At 65.1% G+C, this 22864-nt stretch carries 21 protein-coding genes; 13 read left to right on the forward strand and 8 right to left on the reverse strand.

The window, feature by feature from the left end; all coding sequences use genetic code 11:
- Position 1: 1 nt before the first annotated feature.
- The 4 genes from AC1RCO_RS04000 to AC1RCO_RS04015 all read right to left on the reverse strand — a co-directional run bounded on the left by AC1RCO_RS04000 (position 2) and on the right by AC1RCO_RS04015 (position 4373).
- A complete protein-coding gene (locus AC1RCO_RS04000; protein WP_015635857.1) occupies positions 2 to 202 on the reverse strand; it encodes a hypothetical protein in 201 nt (66 codons plus the stop codon).
- Between the two features lie 124 nt (positions 203 to 326).
- Positions 327 to 3038: a magnesium-translocating P-type ATPase gene (mgtA, locus tag AC1RCO_RS04005; protein ID WP_047287087.1), complete on the reverse strand. Its 2712-nt coding sequence runs from the start codon at positions 3036 to 3038 to the stop codon at positions 327 to 329.
- Between the two features lie 283 nt (positions 3039 to 3321).
- Complete coding sequence (locus AC1RCO_RS04010; protein ID WP_492617417.1) at positions 3322 to 3612, reverse strand: hypothetical protein; 291 nt, start codon at positions 3610 to 3612, stop codon at positions 3322 to 3324.
- 410 nt (positions 3613 to 4022) lie between these two features.
- Positions 4023 to 4373: a hypothetical protein gene (locus AC1RCO_RS04015; protein ID WP_011061629.1), complete on the reverse strand. Its 351-nt coding sequence runs from the start codon at positions 4371 to 4373 to the stop codon at positions 4023 to 4025.
- 546 nt (positions 4374 to 4919) lie between these two features.
- On the opposite strand from AC1RCO_RS04015, the gene ltnD reads away from it, so the two are divergent.
- From ltnD to AC1RCO_RS04045, 6 genes are all read left to right on the forward strand, one after another.
- On the forward strand, positions 4920 to 5825 hold the full coding sequence (gene ltnD, locus AC1RCO_RS04020) for an L-threonate dehydrogenase (protein WP_011061628.1): 906 nt from the start codon (positions 4920 to 4922) through the stop codon (positions 5823 to 5825).
- Positions 5826 to 5835: 10 nt separating this feature from the next.
- Positions 5836 to 7128 (forward strand): 3-oxo-tetronate kinase, encoded by a 1293-nt coding sequence (gene otnK, locus AC1RCO_RS04025; RefSeq protein WP_011061627.1) that lies wholly within the window; start codon positions 5836 to 5838, stop codon positions 7126 to 7128.
- Complete coding sequence (otnC, locus tag AC1RCO_RS04030) at positions 7125 to 7763, forward strand: 3-oxo-tetronate 4-phosphate decarboxylase (RefSeq protein WP_011061626.1); 639 nt, start codon at positions 7125 to 7127, stop codon at positions 7761 to 7763. The genes otnK and otnC overlap by 4 nt, the downstream gene beginning before the upstream one ends.
- Positions 7764 to 7949: 186 nt before the next feature.
- Positions 7950 to 9413: a GntP family transporter gene (locus tag AC1RCO_RS04035; RefSeq protein ID WP_011061625.1), complete on the forward strand. Its 1464-nt coding sequence runs from the start codon at positions 7950 to 7952 to the stop codon at positions 9411 to 9413.
- Positions 9414 to 9434: 21 nt separating this feature from the next.
- Entirely contained in the window at positions 9435 to 10217 is a 783-nt protein-coding gene (gene otnI, locus AC1RCO_RS04040; protein WP_011061624.1) for a 2-oxo-tetronate isomerase, read from the forward strand.
- Positions 10218 to 10446: 229 nt separating this feature from the next.
- Positions 10447 to 11514: an alpha/beta fold hydrolase gene (locus AC1RCO_RS04045; protein ID WP_053158897.1), complete on the forward strand. Its 1068-nt coding sequence runs from the start codon at positions 10447 to 10449 to the stop codon at positions 11512 to 11514.
- A gap of 76 nt (positions 11515 to 11590) precedes the next feature.
- Here AC1RCO_RS04045 and AC1RCO_RS04050 read toward each other — a convergent pair whose 3' ends face one another.
- The 4 genes from AC1RCO_RS04050 to AC1RCO_RS04065 form a co-directional block, all read right to left on the reverse strand.
- On the reverse strand, positions 11591 to 12403 hold the full coding sequence (locus tag AC1RCO_RS04050) for a DeoR/GlpR family DNA-binding transcription regulator (RefSeq protein ID WP_492617418.1): 813 nt from the start codon (positions 12401 to 12403) through the stop codon (positions 11591 to 11593).
- 116 nt (positions 12404 to 12519) lie between these two features.
- Positions 12520 to 12789 carry a hypothetical protein gene (locus AC1RCO_RS04055; RefSeq protein ID WP_053151940.1) on the reverse strand — a complete coding sequence of 90 codons (270 nt, stop codon included), beginning with the start codon at positions 12787 to 12789 and terminating at the stop codon, positions 12520 to 12522.
- A 23-nt stretch (positions 12790 to 12812) separates the two neighbouring features.
- Positions 12813 to 13406: a hypothetical protein gene (locus tag AC1RCO_RS04060; protein ID WP_019095487.1), complete on the reverse strand. Its 594-nt coding sequence runs from the start codon at positions 13404 to 13406 to the stop codon at positions 12813 to 12815.
- A 7-nt stretch (positions 13407 to 13413) separates the two neighbouring features.
- A complete protein-coding gene (locus AC1RCO_RS04065; protein WP_026020254.1) occupies positions 13414 to 14151 on the reverse strand; it encodes a substrate-binding periplasmic protein in 738 nt (245 codons plus the stop codon).
- 185 nt (positions 14152 to 14336) lie between these two features.
- Between AC1RCO_RS04065 and AC1RCO_RS04070 the strand changes: the two genes are divergently transcribed.
- The 7 genes from AC1RCO_RS04070 (at position 14337) to AC1RCO_RS04100 (ending at position 22861) form a co-directional block, all read left to right on the forward strand.
- Positions 14337 to 15368: a lysozyme inhibitor LprI family protein gene (locus AC1RCO_RS04070; protein ID WP_492617419.1), complete on the forward strand. Its 1032-nt coding sequence runs from the start codon at positions 14337 to 14339 to the stop codon at positions 15366 to 15368.
- A gap of 276 nt (positions 15369 to 15644) precedes the next feature.
- Positions 15645 to 16841, forward strand: a complete 1197-nt coding sequence (gene fabV, locus AC1RCO_RS04075; protein ID WP_011061617.1) for an enoyl-ACP reductase FabV — start codon at positions 15645 to 15647, stop codon at positions 16839 to 16841.
- Positions 16842 to 17084: 243 nt separating this feature from the next.
- Positions 17085 to 17783: an AzlC family ABC transporter permease gene (locus AC1RCO_RS04080; RefSeq protein ID WP_011061616.1), complete on the forward strand. Its 699-nt coding sequence runs from the start codon at positions 17085 to 17087 to the stop codon at positions 17781 to 17783.
- Positions 17783 to 18094 carry an AzlD domain-containing protein gene (locus AC1RCO_RS04085; protein WP_011061615.1) on the forward strand — a complete coding sequence of 104 codons (312 nt, stop codon included), beginning with the start codon at positions 17783 to 17785 and terminating at the stop codon, positions 18092 to 18094. Before AC1RCO_RS04080 ends, AC1RCO_RS04085 begins: the two co-directional genes overlap by 1 nt.
- A gap of 67 nt (positions 18095 to 18161) precedes the next feature.
- Positions 18162 to 19151, forward strand: a complete 990-nt coding sequence (locus AC1RCO_RS04090; protein ID WP_492617420.1) for an SMI1/KNR4 family protein — start codon at positions 18162 to 18164, stop codon at positions 19149 to 19151.
- Positions 19148 to 20101: a GDP-mannose pyrophosphatase NudK gene (gene nudK, locus AC1RCO_RS04095; protein WP_065364190.1), complete on the forward strand. Its 954-nt coding sequence runs from the start codon at positions 19148 to 19150 to the stop codon at positions 20099 to 20101. Before AC1RCO_RS04090 ends, nudK begins: the two co-directional genes overlap by 4 nt.
- 192 nt (positions 20102 to 20293) lie before the next feature.
- Positions 20294 to 22861: a bifunctional diguanylate cyclase/phosphodiesterase gene (locus tag AC1RCO_RS04100; RefSeq protein WP_065364189.1), complete on the forward strand. Its 2568-nt coding sequence runs from the start codon at positions 20294 to 20296 to the stop codon at positions 22859 to 22861.
- Positions 22862 to 22864: the final 3 nt, after the last annotated feature.

The following is a 22864-nucleotide window of genomic DNA, read 5'->3' on the forward strand; positions in this document are numbered from 1 at the left end:
TTCAGGCAATCGCCAGGCGCAGCGAGGCGCGGGTGATGGCGGCGCTGAACCCCAGCAGGAAACGCATTTCAACGGCGCTCAGCAGGCCCCGCACATAGAGGCGGATGCTCAGGCGGGCGAGCAGCCTGGCGCAGGCGCACAGGCCGCAGACCAGCAAGGCCTTCAGGCCGCGTTGCAACAGCGAAAAAGCTTTGAAAAACATGGCGATGCTCCTTTCGGGCGAACAGCGTCGCCGTCGACAGGGCGCTGGCCGCGCCGACGGTGGCATCGTTGGTTTGCTGTATCTGGTGCGACCGCCCTGGGGCGGTCGCACCGGGCTCAGGCCCTTAGAACCACTGCTTGAAGCGGCGGATGTACAGGGTCTTCATGGTCTGGGCGACCACGCAGTAGCTGAGCAGGGTACCCACCAGCCAAGGGAAGTATTCCCATGGCAGCGGCACCAGGCCGACCATGCTGCCCAGAGGCGAGAAGGGCACATAGATACCCAGTGCCATCACCAGGCCCGTGGCGAGCATGACCGGCAGTGCCGCGGTGCTCTGGATGAACGGGATCTTGCGGGTGCGCAGCATGTGCACCACCAGGGTCTGGGAGAGCAGGCCTTCGATGAACCAGCCGGACTGGAACAGGGCGGCCATTTCCACGCTGTTGGCGGCAAACACGTACCACATCAGGGCAAAGGTGGTGATGTCGAAGATCGACGAGGTCGGCCCGATCCACAGCATGAAGCGCCCGATGTTCTTGGCGTCCCACTTGCGTGGCTTGCTCAGGTATTCCTTGTCCATCTTGTCCCACGGCAGGGCCAGCTGGGAGAAGTCGTACATCAGGTTCTGCAGCAGCAGGTGGATCGCCAGCATCGGCAGGAACGGAATGAAGGCACTGGCCACCAGCACCGAGAACACGTTGCCGAAGTTGGAGCTGGCGGTCATGTTCAGGTACTTCATGATGTTGCCGAAGGTCTCGCGACCCTTGATCACCCCTTCCTCCAGCACCATCAGGCTCTTTTCCAGGAGGATGATGTCCGCCGATTCCTTGGCGATGTCGGTGCCGCTGTCCACCGAGATGCCGACGTCGGCATCGCGCAGCGCCGGGGCGTCGTTGATGCCGTCGCCGAGAAAGCCCACGGTGTGGCCGTTGGCCTGCAATGCCTTGAGCACCCGGGACTTCTGCAGTGGGGTGAGCTTGGCAAATACCGTGCGCTCTTCCACCAGGCGCCCCAGCACTTCGTCGTCCATGCGCTCGATGTCACGACCCAGCAGCGGCTCGCCGACTTCCAGGCCGACCTCGCGGCAGATCTTCGCGGTGACGATGGCGTTGTCACCGGTCAGTACCTTCACGGTGACGCCGTTGTCGCGCAGGGCGGCAATCGCCGGGCCGGCGGTTTCCTTCGGCGGATCGAGGAAGGTCAGGAAGCCTTCGATCACCAGCTCGCGTTCGTCGCTGGCGCTGTACTGGTTCTTGATCTGGTCCCGGGCGATGTCACGGGTGCCCACCAGCAGCACGCGGAAACCGTCGCGGTTATAGTCTTCGGCCAGTTGCAGCAACTCGGCACGCAGGGCGGCGTCGATGGTCTGGGTGACACCGTTCTTGCGGACCCGGGTGGCGGTTTCCAGCATTTCCTCCACCGCGCCCTTGCACACCAGCAGGTGGTGGCCGCGGGCATCGGCGAGGATGACCGACAGGCGGCGCCGGACGAAGTCGAACGGCAGCTCATCCACCTTGCGCCAGGCGGCAGGCGGGGTGAAGTGCGGGTTTTCCTCGGCGAAGCTGACCACTGCGCGGTCCATCAGGTTCTTCATGCCGCTCTGGTGGTAGCTGTTGAGCCAGGCCAGTTGCAGCACTTCATCGCAGCGGCTGCCGCTGATGTCGACGTGATGTTCGAGGATGATCCGGTCCTGGGTCAGGGTGCCGGTCTTGTCGGTGCAGAGCACGTCCATGGCGCCGAAGTTCTGGATCGCGTTGAGGCGCTTGACCACCACCTTGCGCTTGGCCATGGCCGAGGCGCCCTTGGCCAGGTTGGCGCTGACGATCATCGGCAGCATTTCCGGGGTCAGGCCGACGGCCACTGCCAGGGCGAACATGAAGGCTTCGGCCCAGTCGCCCTTGGCGAATCCGTTGATCAGCAGAACGATGGGCACCATCACCAGCATGAAGCGGATCAGCAGCCAGCTGACGCTGTTGACCCCGCGGTCGAAGGCGGTCTGGGTGCGGGAGCCGACGATGGAGCGGGCCAGGGAACCGAAGTAGGTGCGCGAGCCGGTGGCCACGACCACGGCGGTGGCCGTGCCGCTGACCACGTTGGTGCCCATGAAGCAGATGTTCGGCAGGTCCAGCAGGTCTTGCTGATCGGCGGCCTGGGCGGTGGCGGACTTTTCCTGGACGGCGCCCAGGGTGTCGTACTTTTCAACCGGCAAGGCTTCGCCGGTGAGCACCGCCTGGCTGATGAACAGGTCGCGGGATTCGATCAGGCGGATATCGGCAGGGATCATGTCACCGGCGGACAGCTGGATGATGTCGCCCACCACCAAATCGCGCATCGGCACTTCACGCACCCGGGCCTGCATGCCCATCTGCTCGCGGCGCAGTACGGCGGCGGTGGTCCGTACCATGGCCTTGAGCGCTTCGGCGGCCTTGGCCGAGCGGTGTTCCTGCCAGAAACGCATCAGGCCGCTGGCCAGCACCATCACCAGGACGATGATGACCCCGGTGAGATCGGTTTCTTCGCCGGCCTGCAGCGGCAGCCAGAAGTCGGTGAAGAAACTGATACCGGTCAGGGTCATCAGCACATAGATGAAAGGGTTGTTGAAAGCCTGGAGCAGCTGCACCAGAGCGTGTGGCGGACGGTCGTGGGCGACCTCGTTGTGGCCGTCCCGTTGCAGGCGGCCCTCGGCATCCAGTTCAGTGAGGCCGGCGGTGGTGGAGTTGACGTTGGCCAGGGTGACGGCCAGGCCGTTCTGGGCTTCGCGGGCGGCACGCATCGACAGCTTGTTGCTGTCACTGGTGGCGCTGGTGTTGCGGGAAGTTGGGGTTTTTACAGTCATGGTCTGTGCTCCTGCCGCCTGCTTGCGGCACGACACAGCAACACTCAACTAATTAAAGGCGAGCGAAAACATGTCGAGCCGCAGGTTAGCGATCGATTTTGATCTTGGCGTTTTTCAGGTTTTAACGTTCGCTGCCCAAACAATGAAGTTGTATGGGCAGCGAACCTACTACTGGCCTCTTCCATAACTTTCTCCAGTAACTTTATTAACTGACAGGCACTAGCACGCCGCCGAACTTAAACTTTTAAAGTTCGTTTGCAAACAACGGAAAGTTACCGCTGGTTCAGGCTGGGCTGCGTGCCCCGAGGTACAGGCCGAAGATCAGTCCGGCCTGCTGCAGGAGCAGGGCAGCGCCCCGACTCTGCGGGTCCTGGCTATCGTCGAAGCTCCAGCGTTGCTGCAACTGCCCGGTCATCGGGCAGACGCGCCAATTGGCTCGCAGGGCGGTCGAGGGGGTGGGGGCGGCACGAGAAAACGGCGAGCGCGCCAGAACCTTGGGCTCACGGCACAGCTTGACCCGCATGGTGGCGGCGAAGGCGCGAACGCCTGGCATTACAGAGGAAGTGAAGTGCATAACATTTGCCTCGCGACCGGACTGGCTCCGGGGGAGGCAAGTTACGTTGGAGCGTCAAGCCCTAGCGCAGCTTACCCGACCGCGGAGTCGAGTCCCGTCATTTTCAGGGTTAAGTGCCTGGCTCTGCGCAGCGGCAGTGACCAGACAGCGTCTAGATACTGTGTCCATTGGCTTCTTTAGTGAGTTAAACAAAGGGCCGTAATTACCGGCCCGCGCAATTTACTCAGGAGGGGTGCTGGAGTCAAGGTTAAATTGCCCTGAATCATTGATCAGTGACGAAGTTTCAGGTGAGGTTCAGCTAAGGGTGGGAATTAGCTGATGCGAGAGGCGGATATATATAAGTTTCATATAAAGAAAGTGCCCATGACAGATGGGGATGTCATGAGCACTGAATATAGCGACGAGGATTATCAGTGCAGCAAGTGCTGGGAGATATCCTTGTAGGTCGCGCTATCGGTGGCCGCCATCAACTGCCGGCCATCCTTGAGGGTGCCGATGAAGGTCACTTCGTTTTCCGTACCCGCCATCAGGTACCCGGCCAGGGCGCCCACCGGGCCCAACAGCATGGCGCCGGCAATGCCGTAGCCCAGGGCGTCCTTGTTGGTTATGGGGCTTTCGCTGGCGATCTCCAGCGTCTTGAAGGCCGATGCCTTGACCTCGACGCCGTTGCTGTTGAATACCGTCTTGAGCCTGAAGGTGCCGTGCCGGTACTCGCCGGCGCCTTGCAGGAAATCACCTGATAAAACCTCAATCTTTGCCATGTTGAATCATCCTTATCCAAGCATAACCAGACAGGCCATTGAGCTCTCCGCCAGGGGGAGCGTCAACGGGGTTGCGATGAAGGGTGCTACCGCCAGTCAGCAGCCCTCGTTCATTCAGCCTCGGCCAGGTCACCCCGGGCCATGCTGATCCAGATCAGGGCTGTGAAGGGTTGTAGCAGCCCACGGGGCACCGGCCGTCGGCTTCCGACCAGTGGCTGGCCGGGGCCGGGCGCTCAAGGTGATGTTAAAAAATGTTAGATTGAAAAACTTCTTCACATAATCCGTTCATTGGTGGATGATCGTTCACAGCCAAAGCTCAACCTGATAACAACAGCAACAGGATGGCCATGATGATCGATTCGCTCCTGCCTCTCTCGGCACCTGCCCACGGTGCCATGCACCTTCCGGGCTTGCCGTCTGGCGCTGCGCCTGTTGCTGCCTGTGTTGCATTTGCCGGACCTGCAATCCGGATTTCCCTGTCCTGCCCGGTTCTTGCCCGGCGTCTGTCTGGCGCGGCACAGTCCTGGTCTATTTCTGGAGTCCCCCATGAATAACAACAATGTCGGTGTCATCGGTCTTGGCGCCATGGGCCTGGGCATCGCCCGGTCGTTGCTGCGCAGCGGTTTCAAGGTGCATGCCTGTGACGTCCGTGCTGCGGTCACCGAGCAGTTCGCCAGCGAAGGCGGCGTGGCTTGCGCCTCGGCGGCGCAACTGGCCGGCGAATGCGATGTGATTGTCACCGTGGTGGTCAATGCCGAGCAGACCGAAAGCGTGCTGTTCGGCGAGGGCGGGGCGGCAGCGGCACTGCGTCCCGGCAGCCTGGTGATCGGCTGCGCCACCGTGGCCCCGACCTACGCCGTGGACCTGGGCCAGCGCCTGGAGGCCCTGGGCCTGCTCTATCTGGATGCACCGATCTCCGGTGGCGCGGCCAAGGCCGCCGCCGGCGAGATGACCATGATGACCTCCGGCCCGGCCACCGCTTACGCCAGGGCCGAGGCGATTCTTGGGGGCATGGCCGGCAAGGTCTATCGCCTGGGGGATGCCCATGGCCTGGGCTCCAAGGTCAAGATCATCAACCAGTTGCTGGCCGGGGTGCACATTGCCGCCTCTGCCGAAGCCATGGCCCTGGGGCTGCGCGAAGGGGTGGACGCCGATGCCCTGTATGAGGTGATCACTCACAGCGCGGGCAACTCCTGGATGTTCGAGAACCGCGTTCCGCATATCCTCAAGGCCGACTACACACCGCTGTCCGCGGTGGACATCTTCGTCAAGGACCTGGGGCTGGTGCTGGATACCGCCCGGGCCAGCAAATTCCCGCTGCCGTTGTCGGCCACCGCGCACCAGATGTTCATGCAGGCCTCCAGCGCCGGTTTTGGCCGCGAGGACGACTCGGCGGTGATCAAGATCTTCCCGGGCATCGACCTGCCCGTGGCCAAGCCCGATGCCGAGTGAGGAGCCCGTGATGACGATTTCCAATCCACGCCCGTTGCTGGGCTGCATCGCAGACGATTTCACCGGGGCCACGGACCTGGCCAACATGCTGGTTCGCGGTGGCATGCGCACTGTGCAGAGCATCGGCATTCCCAGCGCTGAAGTGGCTGCCGGGCTGGACGCCGACGCCGTGGTGATCGCGCTGAAGTCGCGTACCACTGCGGCCAGCGAAGCGGTGGCCGAATCCCTGGCCGCCCTGCAATGGCTGCGGGACCAGGGCTGCGAGCAGATCTTCTTCAAATACTGCTCGACCTTCGATTCCACCGCGGCGGGCAACATCGGTCAGGTCAGCGAGGCCTTGCTCGAGGCCCTGGGCAGCGATTTCACCCTGGCCTGCCCGGCGTTCCCGGAGAACGGCCGGACCATCTTCCGTGGCCACTTGTTCGTCCAGGACCAGTTGCTCAGCGAATCGGGCATGCAGCATCACCCGCTGACGCCGATGACCGATGCCAACCTGGTGCGGGTCCTGCAATCCCAGACCCGGCTGCCGGTAGGCCTGCTGCGCTACGACAGCATCGCCCAGGGCGTGGAGGCGGTGCGCAGCAGGATCGCCGAACTGCGCGGGCAGGGTGTTGCCCTGGCGATTGCCGACGCGCTGTCCGATGCCGACCTCTATACCCTCGGCGCCGCCTGCGCCGACCTGCCGCTGCTCACTGGCGGTTCCGGGCTGGCCCTGGGCCTGCCGGAAAACTTCCGTCGCGCCGGCAAGCTGCGCGACCTCGACGCTGCAAGCCTGCCCAAGGTAGCCGGTGGCGAAGTGGTGCTGGCCGGCAGTGCCTCCCTGGCCACCAATGCCCAGGTCGATGCCTGGCTGGAAGCCGAGCGCCCGGCATGGCGCATCGACCCGCTGGCCCTGGCGGCCGGCGAGGCGGTGGTGGAACAGGCCCTGGCCTTTGCCCGGGAGCAGCAGGGCACGGTGCTGATCTACGCCACCAGCACGCCGGAAGAGGTCAAGGCGGTGCAGCGTCAGCTCGGTGCCGAACGTGCCGGAGCGCTGGTGGAGAACGCCCTGGGCGAGATCGCCCGGGGCCTGCGCGACAGCGGCGTGCGGCGCTTTGTGGTGGCTGGCGGGGAAACCTCCGGCGCCGTGGTCAAGGCCCTGGACGTGCGCCTGCTGCAGATCGGCGCGCAGATCGATCCCGGGGTCCCGGCCACCGTCAGCAGTGGCGGCGAGCCCCTGGCCCTGGCGCTGAAGTCCGGCAACTTCGGTGGTCGCGACTTTTTCAGCAAGGCCCTGGGTCAACTGGCGGGAGGTCAGGCATGAGCCGGGAAAACGCTCTGCGCGAAGAAATCTGTGATGTCGGCCGCAGCCTCTATCAGCGCGGCTACACCGTGGGCAGCGCCGGCAACATCAGTGCGCGGCTCGATGATGGCTGGCTGATCACCCCCACCGATATCTGCCTGGGCCGGCTCGACCCTGCAGCCATCGCCAAGGTCAACCTGGCGGGGGAGTGGGTGAGCGGCGACAAACCGTCCAAGACCCTGGCCCTGCATCGCCAGGTGTATGACCGCAATCCCGGGGTGGGCGGGGTGGTGCATACCCATTCCACCCACCTGGTGGCCTTGACCCTGGCCGGGGTCTGGCGCGAGGACGACATCCTGCCGCCGCTGACCCCGTACCAGGTGATGAAGGTCGGGCATATCCCGCTGATCGGCTACCAGCGTCCGGGTTCGCCCAAGGTCGCCGAGCAGGTGGCGCAACTGGCCAACCAGGTGCGTGGGGTGATGCTCGAACGCCTGGGCCCGGTGGTCTGGGAAAGCAGTGTGTCCAAGGCCAGCTACGCCCTGGAAGAGCTGGAGGAAACCGCGCGCCTGTGGCTGATGAGCCAGCCGCGCCCGGCACCTCTGGATCAGGCCGCCCTGGATGAGCTGCGGGACGCTTTCGGCGCCACCTGGTAAGCCCGCGACACTGCCAGCGTTTCATGCACGCCAGTCCACGGAAGCCTTCATGAGGCTTTCGCGGGGAGCGGCTTGCCGTTGAAAAACAATAACAACAGGATTTCCCGAGATGAATGACTGCATTTGCTTTACGGGTTCCCGCACCACCAGCACCCCCTGCCAGCCACTGGGTGGAGGGCTTGTGCAATGAGCCCGCTGATTCTGATGATCACCGCCGGGGCCGGTATCGCCCTGTTGCTGTTCCTGGTGCTCAAGTACAAGTTCCAGCCCTTTGTCGCGCTGATGCTGGTAAGCATCCTGGTGGCGCTGGTGGCCGGGGTGAAACCGGCGGAGCTGGTGGCCACCATCGAGGGCGGCATGGGCAAGACCCTCGGCCACATCGCCATCATCATCGCCCTGGGCGCGATGATCGGCCGCATCATCGAGCTTTCCGGCGGCGCCGAGGCGCTGGCCAAGACCCTGATCGAGCGCTTTGGCAACCGGCGCACGCCCCTGGCGCTGACCATGGCCGGATTCATCATCGGCGTGCCGGTGTTCTTCGAGGTCGGGGTGATCATCCTCATGCCCCTGGCCTATGGCGTGGCCCGCAGTGCGCGCAAGCCGCTGCTGGTGTTCGCCTTGCCGATGTGCGCCGCGCTGCTCACCGTGCACGCCTTCCTGCCGCCGCACCCTGGAGCGGTGGCCGCGGCCAGCCAGCTGGGCGCGGACCTGGGCCGGGTGCTGATGTTCGGCCTGCCGCTGACCGCGCTGCTGTGCTACGTGGGCTACCGCGTGGCGGGGCGCATGACCCGGCGCAACTACCCGATGACCGATGACATCCGCGCCGAAGTCTACGGCCCGCACGTCACCAATGAAGACCTCGCCGCCTGGAACAACGGTTCCGAGCAGCCTGCCAGCCCCCAGGCGGTGGCCGCTGTGGCGCACATGGGCCTGGAAGAATCCACCGGCAGCCTGGCGGCGAAACTGCCACCGGCGCCGCCACCGGGGTTCGGCCTGATCGTCAGCCTGATCCTGCTGCCCATCGTGCTGATCCTGCTGGGCACCCTGGCTACTTCCTTGCTGCCCCTGGAATCCACCCTGCGCGGGGTGCTGACGGTACTTGGCGCGCCGCTGGTGGCGCTGCTGCTGGACACCTTGCTGTGTGCCTGGCTGCTGGGCTCGCGCCGCGGCTGGAGCCGCAGCCAGGTGTCCGACGTGATCGGCTCGGCGCTGCCCGGGGTGGCCATGGTGATCCTGATCGCCGGTGCCGGCGGGGTGTTCGGCAAGGTGCTGGTGGATACCGGGATCGGTGCGGTGGTCTCCGACCTGCTGCGCACCACCGGCCTGCCGGTGCTGGCCCTGGGTTTTCTGCTGACCATGCTGCTGCGTGCGGTGCAGGGCTCCACCACCGTGGCCCTGGTGACCACCGCCGGGATCATCGCGCCGCTGATCGCCACCCTCAACCTGAGCCCCAACCACATGGCCCTGCTGTGCCTGGCCATGGGCGGTGGCGGGCTGGCCATGTCCCATATCAATGACGCCGGGTACTGGATCTTCACCAAGCTGGCCGGCCTCAACGTCGCGGACGGCCTGCGTACCTGGACCGTGATCACCACCTTGCTCGGCACCTTGGGGTTCTGTATTACCCTGCTGATCTGGCCATTTGTCTGACCCTTTGTCCCAGGAGTTCCCATGCCTCGTTTTGCTGCCAACCTCAGCATGCTCTACCCGGAACATGACTTTCTCGAACGTTTCGCTGCCGCGGCGGCCGACGGCTTCACGGCCGTGGAGTATCTGTTTCCCTACGACTACAGCCCCCAGGAGCTGAAACAGCGCCTGGACGACCACGGCCTGCAACAGGCCTTGTTCAACGCTCCGCCCGGCGACTGGGCGGCGGGGGAGCGGGGCATCGTTTCCCTGCCCGGGCGCGAGCAGGAGTTCCGCCAGGGGTTCGACAAAGCCCTGGAATACGCCGCGGTGCTGGGCAACTCGCGGGTCCACGTGATGGCCGGCCTGTTGCCGTCCGAGAACGATCGCCCGCGGCACCACGGCGTCTACCTGGAGAACCTGGCCCACGCCACGGCCCAGGCGGCCAAGGTCGGGGTCACGGTGCTGCTGGAGCCGATCAACACCCGGGACATGCCGGGGTTCTTCCTCAACCGCCAGGACCAGGCCCAGGCCATCTGCAAGGAAGTCGGCGCGGCCAACCTCAAGGTGCAGTTCGACTGCTATCACTGCCAGATCGTCGAAGGTGACCTGGCGGTGAAACTGCGCCGCGACCTGGCCGGGATCGGCCACATCCAGATCGCCGGGGTGCCGGATCGTCACGAGCCGGACCTGGGCGAACTGAACTATCCCTACCTGTTCCAGCTGATGGACGACCTTGGCTACGACGGCTGGGTCGGTTGTGAATACCGCCCGCGCGGCAACACCTCCGCCGGCCTGCAGTGGCTGCGGGACTGGCAGGCGCGCTAAGGCTCGGCGGTGCAGCCGCCACTGCAGGTTGCGAAGCAAAAGGTATCTGGGGAGCGTCGCGCAAGGCCCTGGGGGCCTTCGCGCATCGCTTTATGTAGCCGCTGCCGCAGGCTGCGAACGAGCCGCAGGCTCGCAGCGACTCCCCGGCCGTCGAGGCCCCTGCGGTGCCTTGCGCAGCCTGCGGCAGCGGCTACAGATGATACGTAGCGATAAACACAGGAGTTTTCCCATGCAGCGTTTTGCCTGCCGGGCCGCGCTCGGCCTGATTTTGTCCCTGGGCGGTATGTCCCTGGCCGCGGCCGCGAGCTTGCCGCCGGCCACCGAGGGCGATTGGGTGGCCCCGCAATTCACCTTCCACAACGGTGAGCAGCTGGCCAACCTGAAGCTGCACTACATCACCCTGGGGGACCCCAAGCACCCGGCGATCCTCTATCTGCATGGCACCTATCGGCCGGCCAGCGACCTGTTGAGCAAGGATTTTGGCGGTGAACTGTTCGGCCCCGGGCAACCCCTGGATGCCAGCAAGTACTACATCATCGCCACCGACGGCATCGGCGTCGGCCAGTCGAGCAAGCCTTCGGACGGCCTGCGGGCGCGGTTCCCCCAGTACAACTACGAGGACATGGTCCAGGCCCAGTACCGGCTGCTGACCGAAGGGCTGGGGGTCAAGCACCTGCGGCTGATCATCGGCAATTCCATGGGCGGCATGCAGGCCTGGATCTGGGGCCAGAAGTGGCCGCAGATGATGGACGCCCTGGTGCCCATGGCCTCCCAGCCGGGGGAAATGTCTTCGCGCAACTGGATGATGCGCCGCCTGCTGGTGGAGTCGATCAAGCAGGACCCGGCCTGGGAGCAGGGCAACTACCGGCAACAGCCGCCGTCGCTGCGCCTGGCCAACGCGCTGTTCGCCACCGGCACCAGCGGCGGCACCCTGGCCTATCAGGCCCTGGCGCCGACCCGGGCCCAGGCTGATCAGCTGGTGCAGGAGCGCCTCAAGGCCAGCCAGGGCGCCGATGCCAATGACTTCATCTACCAGTGGCAGTCCTCGGCGGACTACAACGCCATGCCGGGGCTGGGCAGGATCCAGGCGCCGGTGCTGGTGATCAACGCCGCGGACGACGAGCGCAACCCGCCGGAAACCGGCACCCTGCAAGCGGCGCTCAAACAGGTGAAAAATGCCCGCCTGCTGCTGATTCCCGCCAGCGCCGAAACCCGTGGCCACGGCACCACCGGCATGGCCCGGTTCTACGCCCGCGAACTGGGGCAGTTCATGGCCGAGACTGAAAAAAACCGCTAGTGGCTACTGCGGTCTCTTCGTCGCCCGGGAGCAAGTCCTGCGCCACGGGCTGCTGTGGGCCGGGGCTATCGCTGGCTCAGGATTGTGCCGGCAGCAGCAGTTCCACACCGTGCTTGCGGATCCCGTCCGCCGCCGCAGGGGCCAGTGCGGCGTCGCTGATGATGATGTCGAACTGTTCCAGCCCGGCGATCTTGTACATGCTGAAGGTGCCGTACTTGGAGCTGCTGGCCACCAGCACCACCTGGGTCGCCGACTGCATCGCCACCTGCTTGACCTCGACCTTCAGCGCCGATGGCGTGGTGATGCCCCGGCGTAGGTCCCAGGAACTGGTGGAGATAAAGGCCACGTCGGTCACCACCTGGCGCAGGGTGGCCACCGCCAGCCCGCCGACACAGGAGTGGTTGGAGTGGTCCAATTGCCCGCCGGTATGGATCACCGTCACCTGGGGCGCGTCCATCAGGGCCTGGGCCACGCCGAAATCGTTGGTCACCACGGTCATCCCCGACAGCGCCTTGATGTAGGGCACGATTTCCAGGGTGCTGGTGCCGGCGTCCAGGTACACGGTCATGTCCGCGTGCAGCAGGCTCGCCGCCAGCTTGGCTATGGCCTGCTTCTGCGGCAGCTCCACCACGGCCTTGGACTGATGGCTGGGCTCGCTGTGCAACTGGCTGGCGATGCGCACCCCGCCGGTTACCGAGTGGGCGCGGCCTTCCTGCTCCAGCAGGGCGATATCCCGGCGCACGGTCATGTGCGAGCAGTCGAACATCTCCATCAACTGATGCACGCTGAGCACCTGGTGCTTGCGCAGCTGGCGCAGGATCTGCTCGCGGCGCTGCTCGGGAATCATCGGTGCGCCGCTGTCACTGGCAAGGTCCTTGGGGGTAGGCATTGAAGCTCCGGTCTGGCGGGTCGGCAAAGGCAGGAATCGGCACGCCATAGTAGCGAAAGTAGCCGCCGCGGACGAGATTTAGTGCCGTGTGCAGGTCAGGAAAGCATGGCCATCGGTCAGGGGCAGAAGGGGCAATACAGATTGTCGAGAAAGTCCTGGCTGTCGATGTTGGCGTCCAGCACCTGTACCACCACCGGGCCATGGTGCCTGCATTCCAGGATCTGCCCGGCGCCGCTGCGGTTCGGCTGTTGCTCGCTGAATTCATTGCAGCCGCACCAGGGGCATTTGCGCACGGTGGCATCGTTCTGGCCGAGTACTGCCAGGTCCCAGCCGCAGCCGGTGCAATTGAGGCGATACAAAGGGCGGGCAGGGGTAAAGGTCGGCATAGGGGAACTCCAGATCAGGGGCCTCAGCCCGGGGTCAACAGGCGCTTGAGCGAGCGGGTCAGCGGCTGGCGTGCCTTGCGGCTCTTGAACGGCCCCGGGATGTGCCGCAGGAAACTGCGCCAGGGGTAGCCACCGGGATTGCGCTCCGCGGAACCCAGGTAATCATGCAGGGCCAGGGCCGATTCGCGGTTGAAGGCCCAGAGCATCTGGCCTTTGTAGAGTACGGAAAAATAGGCTTCGCCTGGCCAGTTCAGATGGTGGCGCGCCGCGTAGTGGCAGTGCTCGCAGCGTACCGACCCCAGGTCCAGGCCGTGATCGCGGTACCAGTAGGCTGAACGCTGCCAGTGGCTGGGGCTGTAGCCATCGGGCAACGGACCCAGGCTCTGCATCGGGTCGCCATGCAGGCCGGGAAAGTACAGGGCGTAGTGGTGATAGTGGCCGCAGTTGTCCTGCTCTTTCCAGTACTCCAGCAGCGGGTGGGCCTGGAAGAACGGCACATCGGCCTTGCGTTCGATGGGCCTGGCCACGACGAAGTCGAAGCAGGCCTGGCCTGCGCACTGCGGGCAACTGAGCGCCAACTGATGGGGCATGGGGCTCCAGGGGGCAAGGCTGGTCATGGGTGAATCAATCTACCTGTGGCGTGGCCTGGTCGATATGCCAGCGTTGCTTGAGCTGCTGCAGGCTGCCATCGCGCTTCATGCCGTCCAGGGCCTGCTGCCAGCGGGCCACCTGGGCCGCATCGACCTTGGGCGAAAAGGCGATGTAGGCGTCCTGGTGCATCAGTGGCATCTGGTAGCGCAACTGGTCGAGGGCCAGGCCCTCTTCGGCGGCGAAGGTGCCGACGCTCATGGTGTCGGCCACCACGTATTGCACGCGGCCGACCTGCAGCAGGCGCATCATGATTTCCGGGCTGTCGACGCCCCACAGGTTGTCCAGCCCCTGCTGCTTGAGGTAGCTGTAGACCAGCCATTTGCGCGGCACGGCAATCTGGCCCCGGGTCTGGTGCAGGTCGGTGACCGGCGTGCTGTCGCCATTGCGGGTATAGAGGGCGGTTTCGGTGCGCATCAACGGGCCTACCCACTGGTAGCGCGACTCGCGCTCGGCGGTGCGCAGTATGGTGAACACCGCCGTGTCGTCATCGCTTCCGGCATCGCGCAGGGCCCGCAGCATCGGCCGCAGCTGCACGTTCACCGTGTCGCCGCTGCGCTGCGCCAGGGCCTGCACCACATCGACACCAAACCCCACCATCCGCTCGCCCTGCTGGAAGTGCAGCGGCGGGTGGTTGTCGGTCAGCATGCGCAACTCGCCAGCGTGGGCCGCAAGGCTCAATAGCGGCAACAGTGCCTGCAGCATCCATTTCATGCAGTGCCCTTGGAGTTTGAAAACGCAGAGCTTAGTACGACTGGTTGCCGCCTGTCGCGATAAAAGCTGCCGGCTCCGTGCCAGGCTTCAGAGGGGGTTGCCCGGGGGCTTTTTTCGTCGGGATGTCGCTGAAAACACTCCACTGCAGTTATTCTTGCGCCGCCTTTTCAGAATGGAATCGACCCATGTTCGCTCCCCTTGTTCGTCCCTTGCGAGCCACTGGCTTGCTGTTCGCGGTCCTGGCCTGTTCCCAGGGCGTGCAGGCCAGCAGTTTCGACTGCGCCAAGGCCGCCAGCAGCAGTGAAAAGGCCCTGTGTGCCGACCCCTATACCGCCTCGCTGGACAGCCAGCTGGGCAAGGCCTGGAAGGCGACCCTGGCCAAGGCCAAGGACCCCAAGGCGCTGCGCCTGGACCAGCGTGAATGGCTCAAGGAGCGGGATCAGTGCGCAGCCGACCTGGGTTGCCTGCGCAGCAAATACCTGAGCCGCCTGGTCGCGTTGCGTTATGTGAATGTGCCGTTCGAGTGGCAGGGAACCTGGCAGCGGGTCTCGGTCAGCCCGTTCTACGCCGGTGATCTGGTGATCCGGCGCACTGGCGAGGATCGCCTGAGCTTCGATCTGTCGGCCATGGGCGGCGCCAACTCCGGCTCGCTCGCGGGCAAGGCGCAGATCAAGGGCGGTGAGGCCAGCTACAGCGTCGAGGGCTGCAACCTGCGCTTCACGCAGCGCAACGGCCTGTTGCAGGTGAGCCAGGAGGGCGACTCCTTTGCCTGCGGCGCCGGTTCAGGGGTGTATTACGACGGGCTCTATGTGGCTTCCAAGCAAGCCCTGGAGAGCCATTACGACCTGCTGTCCACGGCGCTGGTGCGCACCGAGGAAGAAGACCGGCGCGCCCGGCAACTGCTGAAGAAGGACTATCAGACCCTGCTCGACAGTGGCTCGTCGTTCTCCGCGGATACCTCGGCCGAACTCAAGGGCGCCGAGGTCACCGATATGTGGCTGCCGGGCCTGGCCACCACCAATGCGGCGATTTTCGTGCGCGGTACCCAGGGCCAGTTGTGGGTCGCGCTGTTGGTGGTGGCAGGGCCCAAGGATGAAGTGCGGGTGCGTTACTACACCACCGAGCCTGAGTGGAAGCACAGCCTGCCGGATGTGGTGCAGAGCTGGTGTGAAGCGCGCAGCAAGGACAAGCAGCTGCCGCTGGACATGATGCCCTAAGCCGGCGCGGCGAGCGGCCAGGGGCAGGGCGCGCAAGAGATTTCGCCGGACGGACAGGCAACAGCGTCGGCGCACCTGCTAGAGTCTCGCCCCGGGCTGTGCGCAATCGCGCTTGGCGGGCGCGCAACACCACCGCCGTGCCCCCTGGAACCGGGGCCTGACGGGCAAATTCCTCAGGTTGGTGACGCGAAGCGAATATGAGCGTCTACGACTAGTGCAAGTGACACTGCCGCCGCCGTCATCGGCGCCTGGCACTTTGAAATTGGGAGAGTATGTATGGTCATCAAACCCCGCGTTCGCGGCTTTATCTGTGTGACGACCCACCCGGTGGGTTGCGAAGCCAACGTCAAGCAACAGATCGATTACGTCACCCAGCAGGGCGCCATCGACGCAGGGCCGAAGAACGTACTGGTACTCGGCGCTTCCACCGGCTACGGCCTGGCAGCGCGGATCACCGCAGCGTTCGGCTGTGGCGCCAACACCCTCGGGGTGTTCTTCGAGCGCGGCAGCGTTGACGGCAAGCTGGGCACCGCCGGCTGGTACAACACCGCGGCGTTCCACAAGTTCGCCGAAGAAAAGGGCCTGTACGCCAAGAGCATCAACGGCGATGCCTTCTCCGATGCGGTCAAGGCCGAGACCATCGAGACCATCAAGCGCGACCTGGGCAAGATCGACCTGGTGGTCTACAGCCTGGCCGCACCGCGCCGCACCCACCCCAAGACCGGTGAAGTGCTGAGCTCGACCCTCAAGCCCCTGGGCAAGTCCGTGACCCTGCGCGGTGTCGACACCGACAAGGAAATCGTCAAGGAAACCACCCTGCAGCCGGCGACCCAGGAAGAGATCGACGGCACCGTGGCGGTGATGGGCGGCGAAGACTGGCAGATGTGGATCGACGCGCTGCACGAAGCCGGTGTCCTGGCCGAAGGCGCCAAGACCACCGCCTTCACCTACCTGGGCGAGAAGCTGACCCACGACATCTACTGGAACGGTTCCATTGGCGAAGCCAAGAAGGACCTGGACCAGAAAGTCATCGGCATGCGCCAGCAACTGGCCGGCCTGGGCGGCGACGCCCGGGTGTCGGTGCTCAAGGCCGTGGTGACCCAGGCCAGCTCGGCGATCCCGATCATGCCGCTGTACCTGTCGCTGCTGTTCAAGGTGATGAAGGAGCAGGGCAGCCACGAAGGTTGCATCGAACAGGTCTACGGCCTGTACAAGGACAGCCTGTACAACAGCGAGCCGGTGATCGACCAGGAAGGCCGCCTGCGTGCCGACTACAAGGAACTGCAACCGGCGGTCCAGGACCGGGTCAAGCAGCTGTGGGACCAGGTGACCAGCGAGAACCTCTACGAGATGACCGATTTCGTCGGTTACAAGCAAGAGTTCCTGCGCCTGTTCGGTTTCGAGATCGAAGGTGTTGACTACGAAGCCGACGTCGATCCGGACGTGAAGATCAGCAACCTGATCCAGCTGTAATCCGCTCGTAGCATCAGCCAGCGCCCCTCCCTCGTGAGGGGCGCTGTCGTTTGCATCCCCCTATTTCCCGTAGGAGCCAGCTTGCTGGCGAAGAGGCCCGCAGGTCTTGTGCTGGTCTTGGAGACGCCTTCGCTGGCAAGCCAGCTCCTACGAGGGCGGGGCGGGGCAATTGCGCAAGATCGTTCAAGCCAGGGGCGCCGGCAGATGGCACAGTCAGCGTCCGTTACTTGTGTGCAGGGTTTTATGTCCAGCGTTCTCCTACCCCGTGCCGCGTTCATCCGTGGCGCCATCGCCATCATGCCGCTGTCCCTGGCCACCGCGCCCTGGGGGCTGCTGGCCGGTTCCATGGCCATCGAGGCCAATCTCACGCCGCTGCAGGGCCAGGGCCTGTCGAGCATCGTTTTCGCCGGTGCCGCGCAATTGGTGGCCATCGGCATGCTCAAGGGCGGGGCGGGGATCTTCTCGATCCTGCTCACCACCTTGCTGCTCACGTCCCAGCATTTGCTCTACGGCATGAGCATGCGCTCGGTGATTTCACCCTTGCCGGGCCGCTGGCGGGTGGGCCTGGGCTTTCTGCTCACCGACGAGCTGTTCGCCTTGACCAGCGCCCACGACAAGCAGCAGTTCGACCGCTGGTACGCCCTGGGCGTGGGCCTGACCTTCTACGTGGCCTGGAACCTCTTCACCCTGCTGGGCATCGTGCTGGGCAAGAGCATTCCCGGCCTTGAGCACCTGGGCCTGGACTTCTCCATCGCCGCCACCTTCATCGCCCTGATCACGCCACTGGTGCGCAATGTGCCCACCGTGGTCTGCGTTGCCGTATCGCTGTTCTGCTCGGTGCTGTTCAGCTACTGGCACTGGGGATCGGCGCTGGTGCTGTCGGGGCTGGCGGGCATGACCGCAGGATTTGTCTGCAACAAACTCTATCGGGGGCAAGCATGATGGTCTGGGCAGTCATCTTCGGCATGGGCCTGTTGGTCTTTCTCAATCGCTATGTGTTTCTCGAACCGCGCCTGCCGTTGCGCTTGAGCAGCAATGCCCGGCAGTTCCTCGGTTTTGCGGTGCCGGGCATGCTCACGGCGATCTGCGGCCCCATCGTGTTCATGCCCGACCACGAGCTGAACCTGCACTGGAGCAACCCCTACCTGCTCAGCTCCCTGGTGGCCATTGCGCTGGTGATCTACACCCGCAACACCCTGCTCAGCATGCTGTTGAGCATGGGGTTCTTTTTCCTCCTGCGCTGGTGGTTCTGAGGGCCGTTTGCGGTAGCCTGTGCAGCTTTCGGCACAGGCCGACCTTCAACCGCAACGGATGCATCGGATGAGCGAATTTCCCCACGATATCGACCTGGACGCGTTCTGGGACCGGGCCACCAGCAGCAAGATCAACCAGCCCCCCGCCAGCCCTGGCGTCATAGCCCAGTTGCAGGCGCAACTGGGCTATCGCCTGCCGCTGTCCTACGTGGCCTTCATGAACCGCTACAACGGCGGGCGCCCGCACCTCAGCTGTTTCCCCACCGAGCAGGGCACCTCCTGGGCCGAGGACCACTGCGCGATCGACAGCTTTCTGAGCATCGGCTGCGATGGCGACTATTCCCTGGGCGGTGGCCTGGGCAGCCGTTTCATGATCGAGGAGTGGGGCTACCCGGACCTGGGGGTGTACATCTGCGATTGCCCCTCCGCCGGCCATGACATGGTTGCCCTGGACTACAGCGAGTGCGGGCCCGAGGGCGAGCCGCGGGTGGTGCATGTGGACCAGGAGGCCGACTACGCGGTGACAGTGCTGGCAGCGGATTTCGAGGCCTTTGTCCGCGGGCTGGTGTCGCCCGAGGTCTACGACACCTCGGAACAGGATTACCTGGATGATCTGGACAAGGTCGCCCACGCGTCGTTCTCGCCCCTGCTGGAGGAACTGCTCGGCCATTTCAGCGCAGTCCCCGACCTGGGGCCGCTGATCCGCCAGATCGCCTTGCGCATCGTCCATGAGAAGCGCTTCTTCGCCCTGCATGCCGATCCACTGTCGCAACTGCTCTATGACCTGCAGTTCTGGCTGTACCAGAATCGCTACCCGGTCCCCGACAAAGAGGCGTACCTGCAGGTCTATCAGGACATGATCGCCTTCGCCAGGGGCTTCGGCACCGGCGGCTACGCCCCGGATTTCATCCGCGACTGGTTCCGTAACCGCCTGGCAGGCGGCCAGCTGCGGCAGGCGGCGGGCGGGTTCGCCCTGGCCCCGGCCTACCAGGCGCAATTGCTGGAACAACTGGCCGGGTTTCGCCCCGCACCCCTTCACGCCCAGGAGCAGCCATGAGCGAGGAAACCATCCGCATCACCGCCGAACAGACCCTCTCCGACAACTGGTACGTGCTGAAGAAGTACAGCTTCGAGCTGCGCCGCCGCGACGGCAGCTGGCAGGCCCAGGACCGCGAGGTCTACGACCGGGGCAATGGCGCAACCATCCTGCTGTACAACCTGCAACGGCGCACGGTGCTGCTGACCCGGCAGTTCCGCATGCCGGCCTTCGTCAACGGCCACAGCGGCTACCTGATCGAGACCGCTGCCGGGCTCCTGGACAACGCCAGCCCCGAGGTGCGCATCCGCCAGGAAGCCCAGGAGGAAACCGGCTACCGGGTCGGCGAGGTGCAGAAGGTCTTCGATGCCTTCATGAGCCCGGGTTCGGTGACCGAGCGGGTGCATTTCTTCATTGGCCATTACCAGGCCGAAGACCGGATCGACGCAGGCGGCGGGCTGGAGCACGAGGGCGAGGACATCGAGGTCCTGGAACTGGATATCGACCAGGCCCTGGGCATGATCAAGAGCGGGGAGATCGCCGACGGCAAGACCATCATGCTCCTGCAATACCTGCAACTGCATGTGCTCAAGCCCCGCAGCCTGATGGTGCTGGTGGCCGGCCCTTATCGCTCTGGTACCGACGATGACCCGGCGCTGCTGGCGCGCAATGTCGAGGCCATGGAGCACTGCGCGGCGCAGGTCCTGGCGGCGGGGCACTTTCCGGTACTGGGGGAATGGGTGGCGTTGCCCATGACCCGGCTGGCGGGTTCCCGGGCGGTGGGCGACGAGATCTACAACCAGCGCTTTCATGCCTACGCCGAGCGCCTGCTGGAACGCTGCGATGCGGTGCTGCGCATCGGCGGGCCGTCGGCGGGCTGCGATGCCATGGTCGAGATTGGCCAGCGCCTGGGCCTGGCCCTCTATCACCGGGTGGAGCAACTGCCGGTGGTGCCCGGCGGCATTGGCTGACGCGCCGCTCCAGGATGCCCCGGCGCCGGCAATCGGCGCCGGGGGAATACCCGCACAGGCCCCGCCAGGGGCTTTTCTTCAGGCCCTGCGGGGAAAAACTGTCTATCGTCAATAGGCAAGCGGGAGCTTCGTCGAAGGCCGCGTGAGGCAGGGTCGCACCGGTCGGTTTGTCGTTATGGCGCCTGGAGCACTATGGAAAACTTCGGTCTTGATCCGTCTCAAGGGCGCAGCACCTCCAATCAGGCGCTGACCCGCGCCACCTTGCTGGGTTGCTCGGGGCTGCTGCTGGCGCTGTTTCTCTTCACCGGTGTGTTGCTGGTATACATCGCCCTCGACCAGAACCTCGAGGCCGAGCAGCACAACCGCCTGGACATCGACAAGGCCCTGCAATCCTTTGCCGGCAATGCCCGCACCACCCTCAAGGACTACGCCCTCTGGGGCGATGCCTACCAGCACCTGCACCTTAAGGTCGACCTGGACTGGGCCTTCAACCGGCAGAATTTCGGCCCCACGCTGTACCGCGACCTGGGCTTTGACGGGGTGTTCGTGATCAACCCGGCCGGCCACACCGTGTACTCCCTGGTGGCCGGCGACCTCAGCGAGATGGATGCCCGCGACTGGCTGGGCGAGGCGTTGCCGCCCCTGGTCAGCGCAGCGCGCGAGGCCGGCGGCAAGGTGGTGGACCGTTACCAGTCGATTGCCGGCACGCCGGCGCTGGTGCTCGCCGCTGTCATAGGCCCGGGCAACGACCCGCAAGTGCGCCCTGATGCCGGGCCGCAGTCGGTGCTGGTCTTCGTCGCCCGTTTCGACCCGCCGCGGTTACTGGCCCTGGGCCAAGGCATGGACATCGAGCATCTGCAGGTGGCCCGTGCCGCCACGGACCAGAGTTTGCCAACCCTGGACTTGCCCGACGGCGCCGGAACCCTGCAATGGCGGCCGGCGCGCCCCGGGCACCAGTTGCTGGTGCTGGTGATGCCGCTGTTGCTGCTGGCCGGCCTGCTGGTGGGCCTGATGGCGGTGTTCCTGTTGCGCCGCGCCGATGCTGCAGCGCAGGTCATGGACCGGCAGGTCCAGGCGCTGCGCGCCAACCGATGGGCCCTGGCCGCGAGCGAGGAGCGCTTTCGCGATGTGGCTGAAGCTGCGTCCGACTGGATCTGGGAAGTCGACGGGCAGCTGTGCTTTACCTACCTGTCCGAACGTTTCGAGGCGGTCACCGGGTTGACCCGGGAGTCGACCCTGGGGCGGCCGATGACCGAGCTGCTGAGCTGCGAACAGGGTTCGCTGGGCCAGTGGCTGGCGGCCCCGGAGCGGCGTTCCCAGGCGATCCAGCAGTGCCTGTACCGGGATGGCCAGGGGCAGTCGCGAGTCTGTCGCCTGTCGGTGCGGGCCATGGCCGCCGGGGGCTTTCGCGGCACCGCCAGTGATATCACCGAGGAGGTCGCGGCTCGAAGGCGGGTCGAGTACCTGTCCCAGCACGATGCCTTGACCGGCCTTGCCAACCGCACCCGCATGCAGGAGTTTCTCGAAGGTCGGCTGCAGGCCCCGCCGACCCTGCAGGAACCCCTGCTGATGCTCAGCGTCGACCTGGACCGTTTCAAACCGGTGAACGACCTGCTGGGGCACGCCGCTGGCGACCAGGTGCTGCACGAGGTGTCCCAGCGCCTGGCCCAATGCCTGCGCAGCGAGGACCTGGTGGCCCGGGTCGGCGGCGACGAGTTTGTCCTGGTGGTCACCGGCCAGGTGGCTGGCCACGAGATCGAAGGCTTGTGCCGGCGCCTGATCGAGCGGATCGAGGAACCGTTCTATATCGCCGGGCACGAGGTCTTCATCAGCGCCAGCATCGGCATTGCCCGGGCCCCGGGCGACGCCTCCCAGGCCGAAGAGCTGCTGCGCTTTGCCGACATCGCCCTGTACGAGGCGAAAGCGGCGGGGCGCAGCACCTGGCGTTTCTATGCGCCCTACATGAATGTGCGGATCATCGAACGGCGGCGCCTGGAGCGTGACCTGCGCCATGCCATCGAGCAGGACCAGCTGCTCCTGCATTTCCAGCCGCGCTACCGCGTGCTCGATGGCCAGTTGATGGGCGCCGAGGCCCTGGTGCGCTGGCAGCACCCCCAGCATGGCTTGCTGGGGCCGGACGTGTTCGTGCCGATTGCCGAGGACACCGGGTTGATCCTGCCGCTGAGCAACTGGGTACTGCACGCAGCCTGTCGTGCGGCGCGAGCCTGGCCGGAAGGCCGACTGCTGGCGGTCAAGCTGTCGCCGGCGGAATTTCTGCGCGGCCAGCTGGTGGCGCGGATCGCGGCGGTGCTCAAGCAGAGCGGCCTGGAGCCGTCACGCCTAGAGCTGGAAATGACCGACAAGGTGCTGCTGGATGACAGCCGCCACGTGCTCACCATCATGCAGGGGCTCAAGGCGCTGGGGGTGCAGTTGCTGATCGACGATTTCGGCACCGGCTACTCGGCGCTGCAGTACCTGCAGACCTTCCCCCTGGATGGCCTGAAGATCGACAGCAGCTTCATCGCCCGGCTCAACCACAACGATGCCGGGCGCTCCATTGTCGAGGCGATTGTCGACCTGGGGCATGCATTGTCCTTGCGGGTGGTCGCCGAGGGGGTGCAGACCGCGGCGCAGTTCGGGGTCTTGCGCGACATTCAGTGCGATGAGGTGCAGGGCCCGCACCTGAGCCCGCCGCTGGACCAGGAGGCCCTGCTGAAGCTCTATGGCGAAGCCGCCCGGGCCTCGCGCCCGATCACCTGAGCC

It is taken from the genome of Pseudomonas sp. GW823-FHT03E05 (assembly GCF_058796855.1).

Coding starts and splice junctions, on each gene's coding strand:
- nudK (WP_065364190.1), top strand. CDS start 19,148: ATGAGCGAGGAAACCATCCGCATCACCGCCGAACAGACCCTCTCCGAC.
- AC1RCO_RS04035 (WP_011061625.1), top strand. CDS start 7,950: ATGAGCCCGCTGATTCTGATGATCACCGCCGGGGCCGGTATCGCCCTG.
- mgtA (WP_047287087.1), bottom strand. CDS start 3,038: ATGACTGTAAAAACCCCAACTTCCCGCAACACCAGCGCCACCAGTGAC.
- AC1RCO_RS04015 (WP_011061629.1), bottom strand. CDS start 4,373: ATGGCAAAGATTGAGGTTTTATCAGGTGATTTCCTGCAAGGCGCCGGC.
- AC1RCO_RS04080 (WP_011061616.1), top strand. CDS start 17,085: ATGTCCAGCGTTCTCCTACCCCGTGCCGCGTTCATCCGTGGCGCCATC.
- AC1RCO_RS04085 (WP_011061615.1), top strand. CDS start 17,783: ATGGTCTGGGCAGTCATCTTCGGCATGGGCCTGTTGGTCTTTCTCAAT.
- AC1RCO_RS04090 (WP_492617420.1), top strand. CDS start 18,162: ATGAGCGAATTTCCCCACGATATCGACCTGGACGCGTTCTGGGACCGG.
- AC1RCO_RS04055 (WP_053151940.1), bottom strand. CDS start 12,789: ATGCCGACCTTTACCCCTGCCCGCCCTTTGTATCGCCTCAATTGCACC.
- ltnD (WP_011061628.1), top strand. CDS start 4,920: ATGAATAACAACAATGTCGGTGTCATCGGTCTTGGCGCCATGGGCCTG.
- AC1RCO_RS04100 (WP_065364189.1), top strand. CDS start 20,294: ATGGAAAACTTCGGTCTTGATCCGTCTCAAGGGCGCAGCACCTCCAAT.
- fabV (WP_011061617.1), top strand. CDS start 15,645: ATGGTCATCAAACCCCGCGTTCGCGGCTTTATCTGTGTGACGACCCAC.
- AC1RCO_RS04065 (WP_026020254.1), bottom strand. CDS start 14,151: ATGAAATGGATGCTGCAGGCACTGTTGCCGCTATTGAGCCTTGCGGCC.
- AC1RCO_RS04070 (WP_492617419.1), top strand. CDS start 14,337: ATGTTCGCTCCCCTTGTTCGTCCCTTGCGAGCCACTGGCTTGCTGTTC.
- otnC (WP_011061626.1), top strand. CDS start 7,125: ATGAGCCGGGAAAACGCTCTGCGCGAAGAAATCTGTGATGTCGGCCGC.
- AC1RCO_RS04010 (WP_492617417.1), bottom strand. CDS start 3,612: ATGCACTTCACTTCCTCTGTAATGCCAGGCGTTCGCGCCTTCGCCGCC.
- otnI (WP_011061624.1), top strand. CDS start 9,435: ATGCCTCGTTTTGCTGCCAACCTCAGCATGCTCTACCCGGAACATGAC.
- AC1RCO_RS04000 (WP_015635857.1), bottom strand. CDS start 202: ATGTTTTTCAAAGCTTTTTCGCTGTTGCAACGCGGCCTGAAGGCCTTG.
- AC1RCO_RS04060 (WP_019095487.1), bottom strand. CDS start 13,406: ATGACCAGCCTTGCCCCCTGGAGCCCCATGCCCCATCAGTTGGCGCTC.
- AC1RCO_RS04050 (WP_492617418.1), bottom strand. CDS start 12,403: ATGCCTACCCCCAAGGACCTTGCCAGTGACAGCGGCGCACCGATGATT.
- otnK (WP_011061627.1), top strand. CDS start 5,836: ATGACGATTTCCAATCCACGCCCGTTGCTGGGCTGCATCGCAGACGAT.
- AC1RCO_RS04045 (WP_053158897.1), top strand. CDS start 10,447: ATGCAGCGTTTTGCCTGCCGGGCCGCGCTCGGCCTGATTTTGTCCCTG.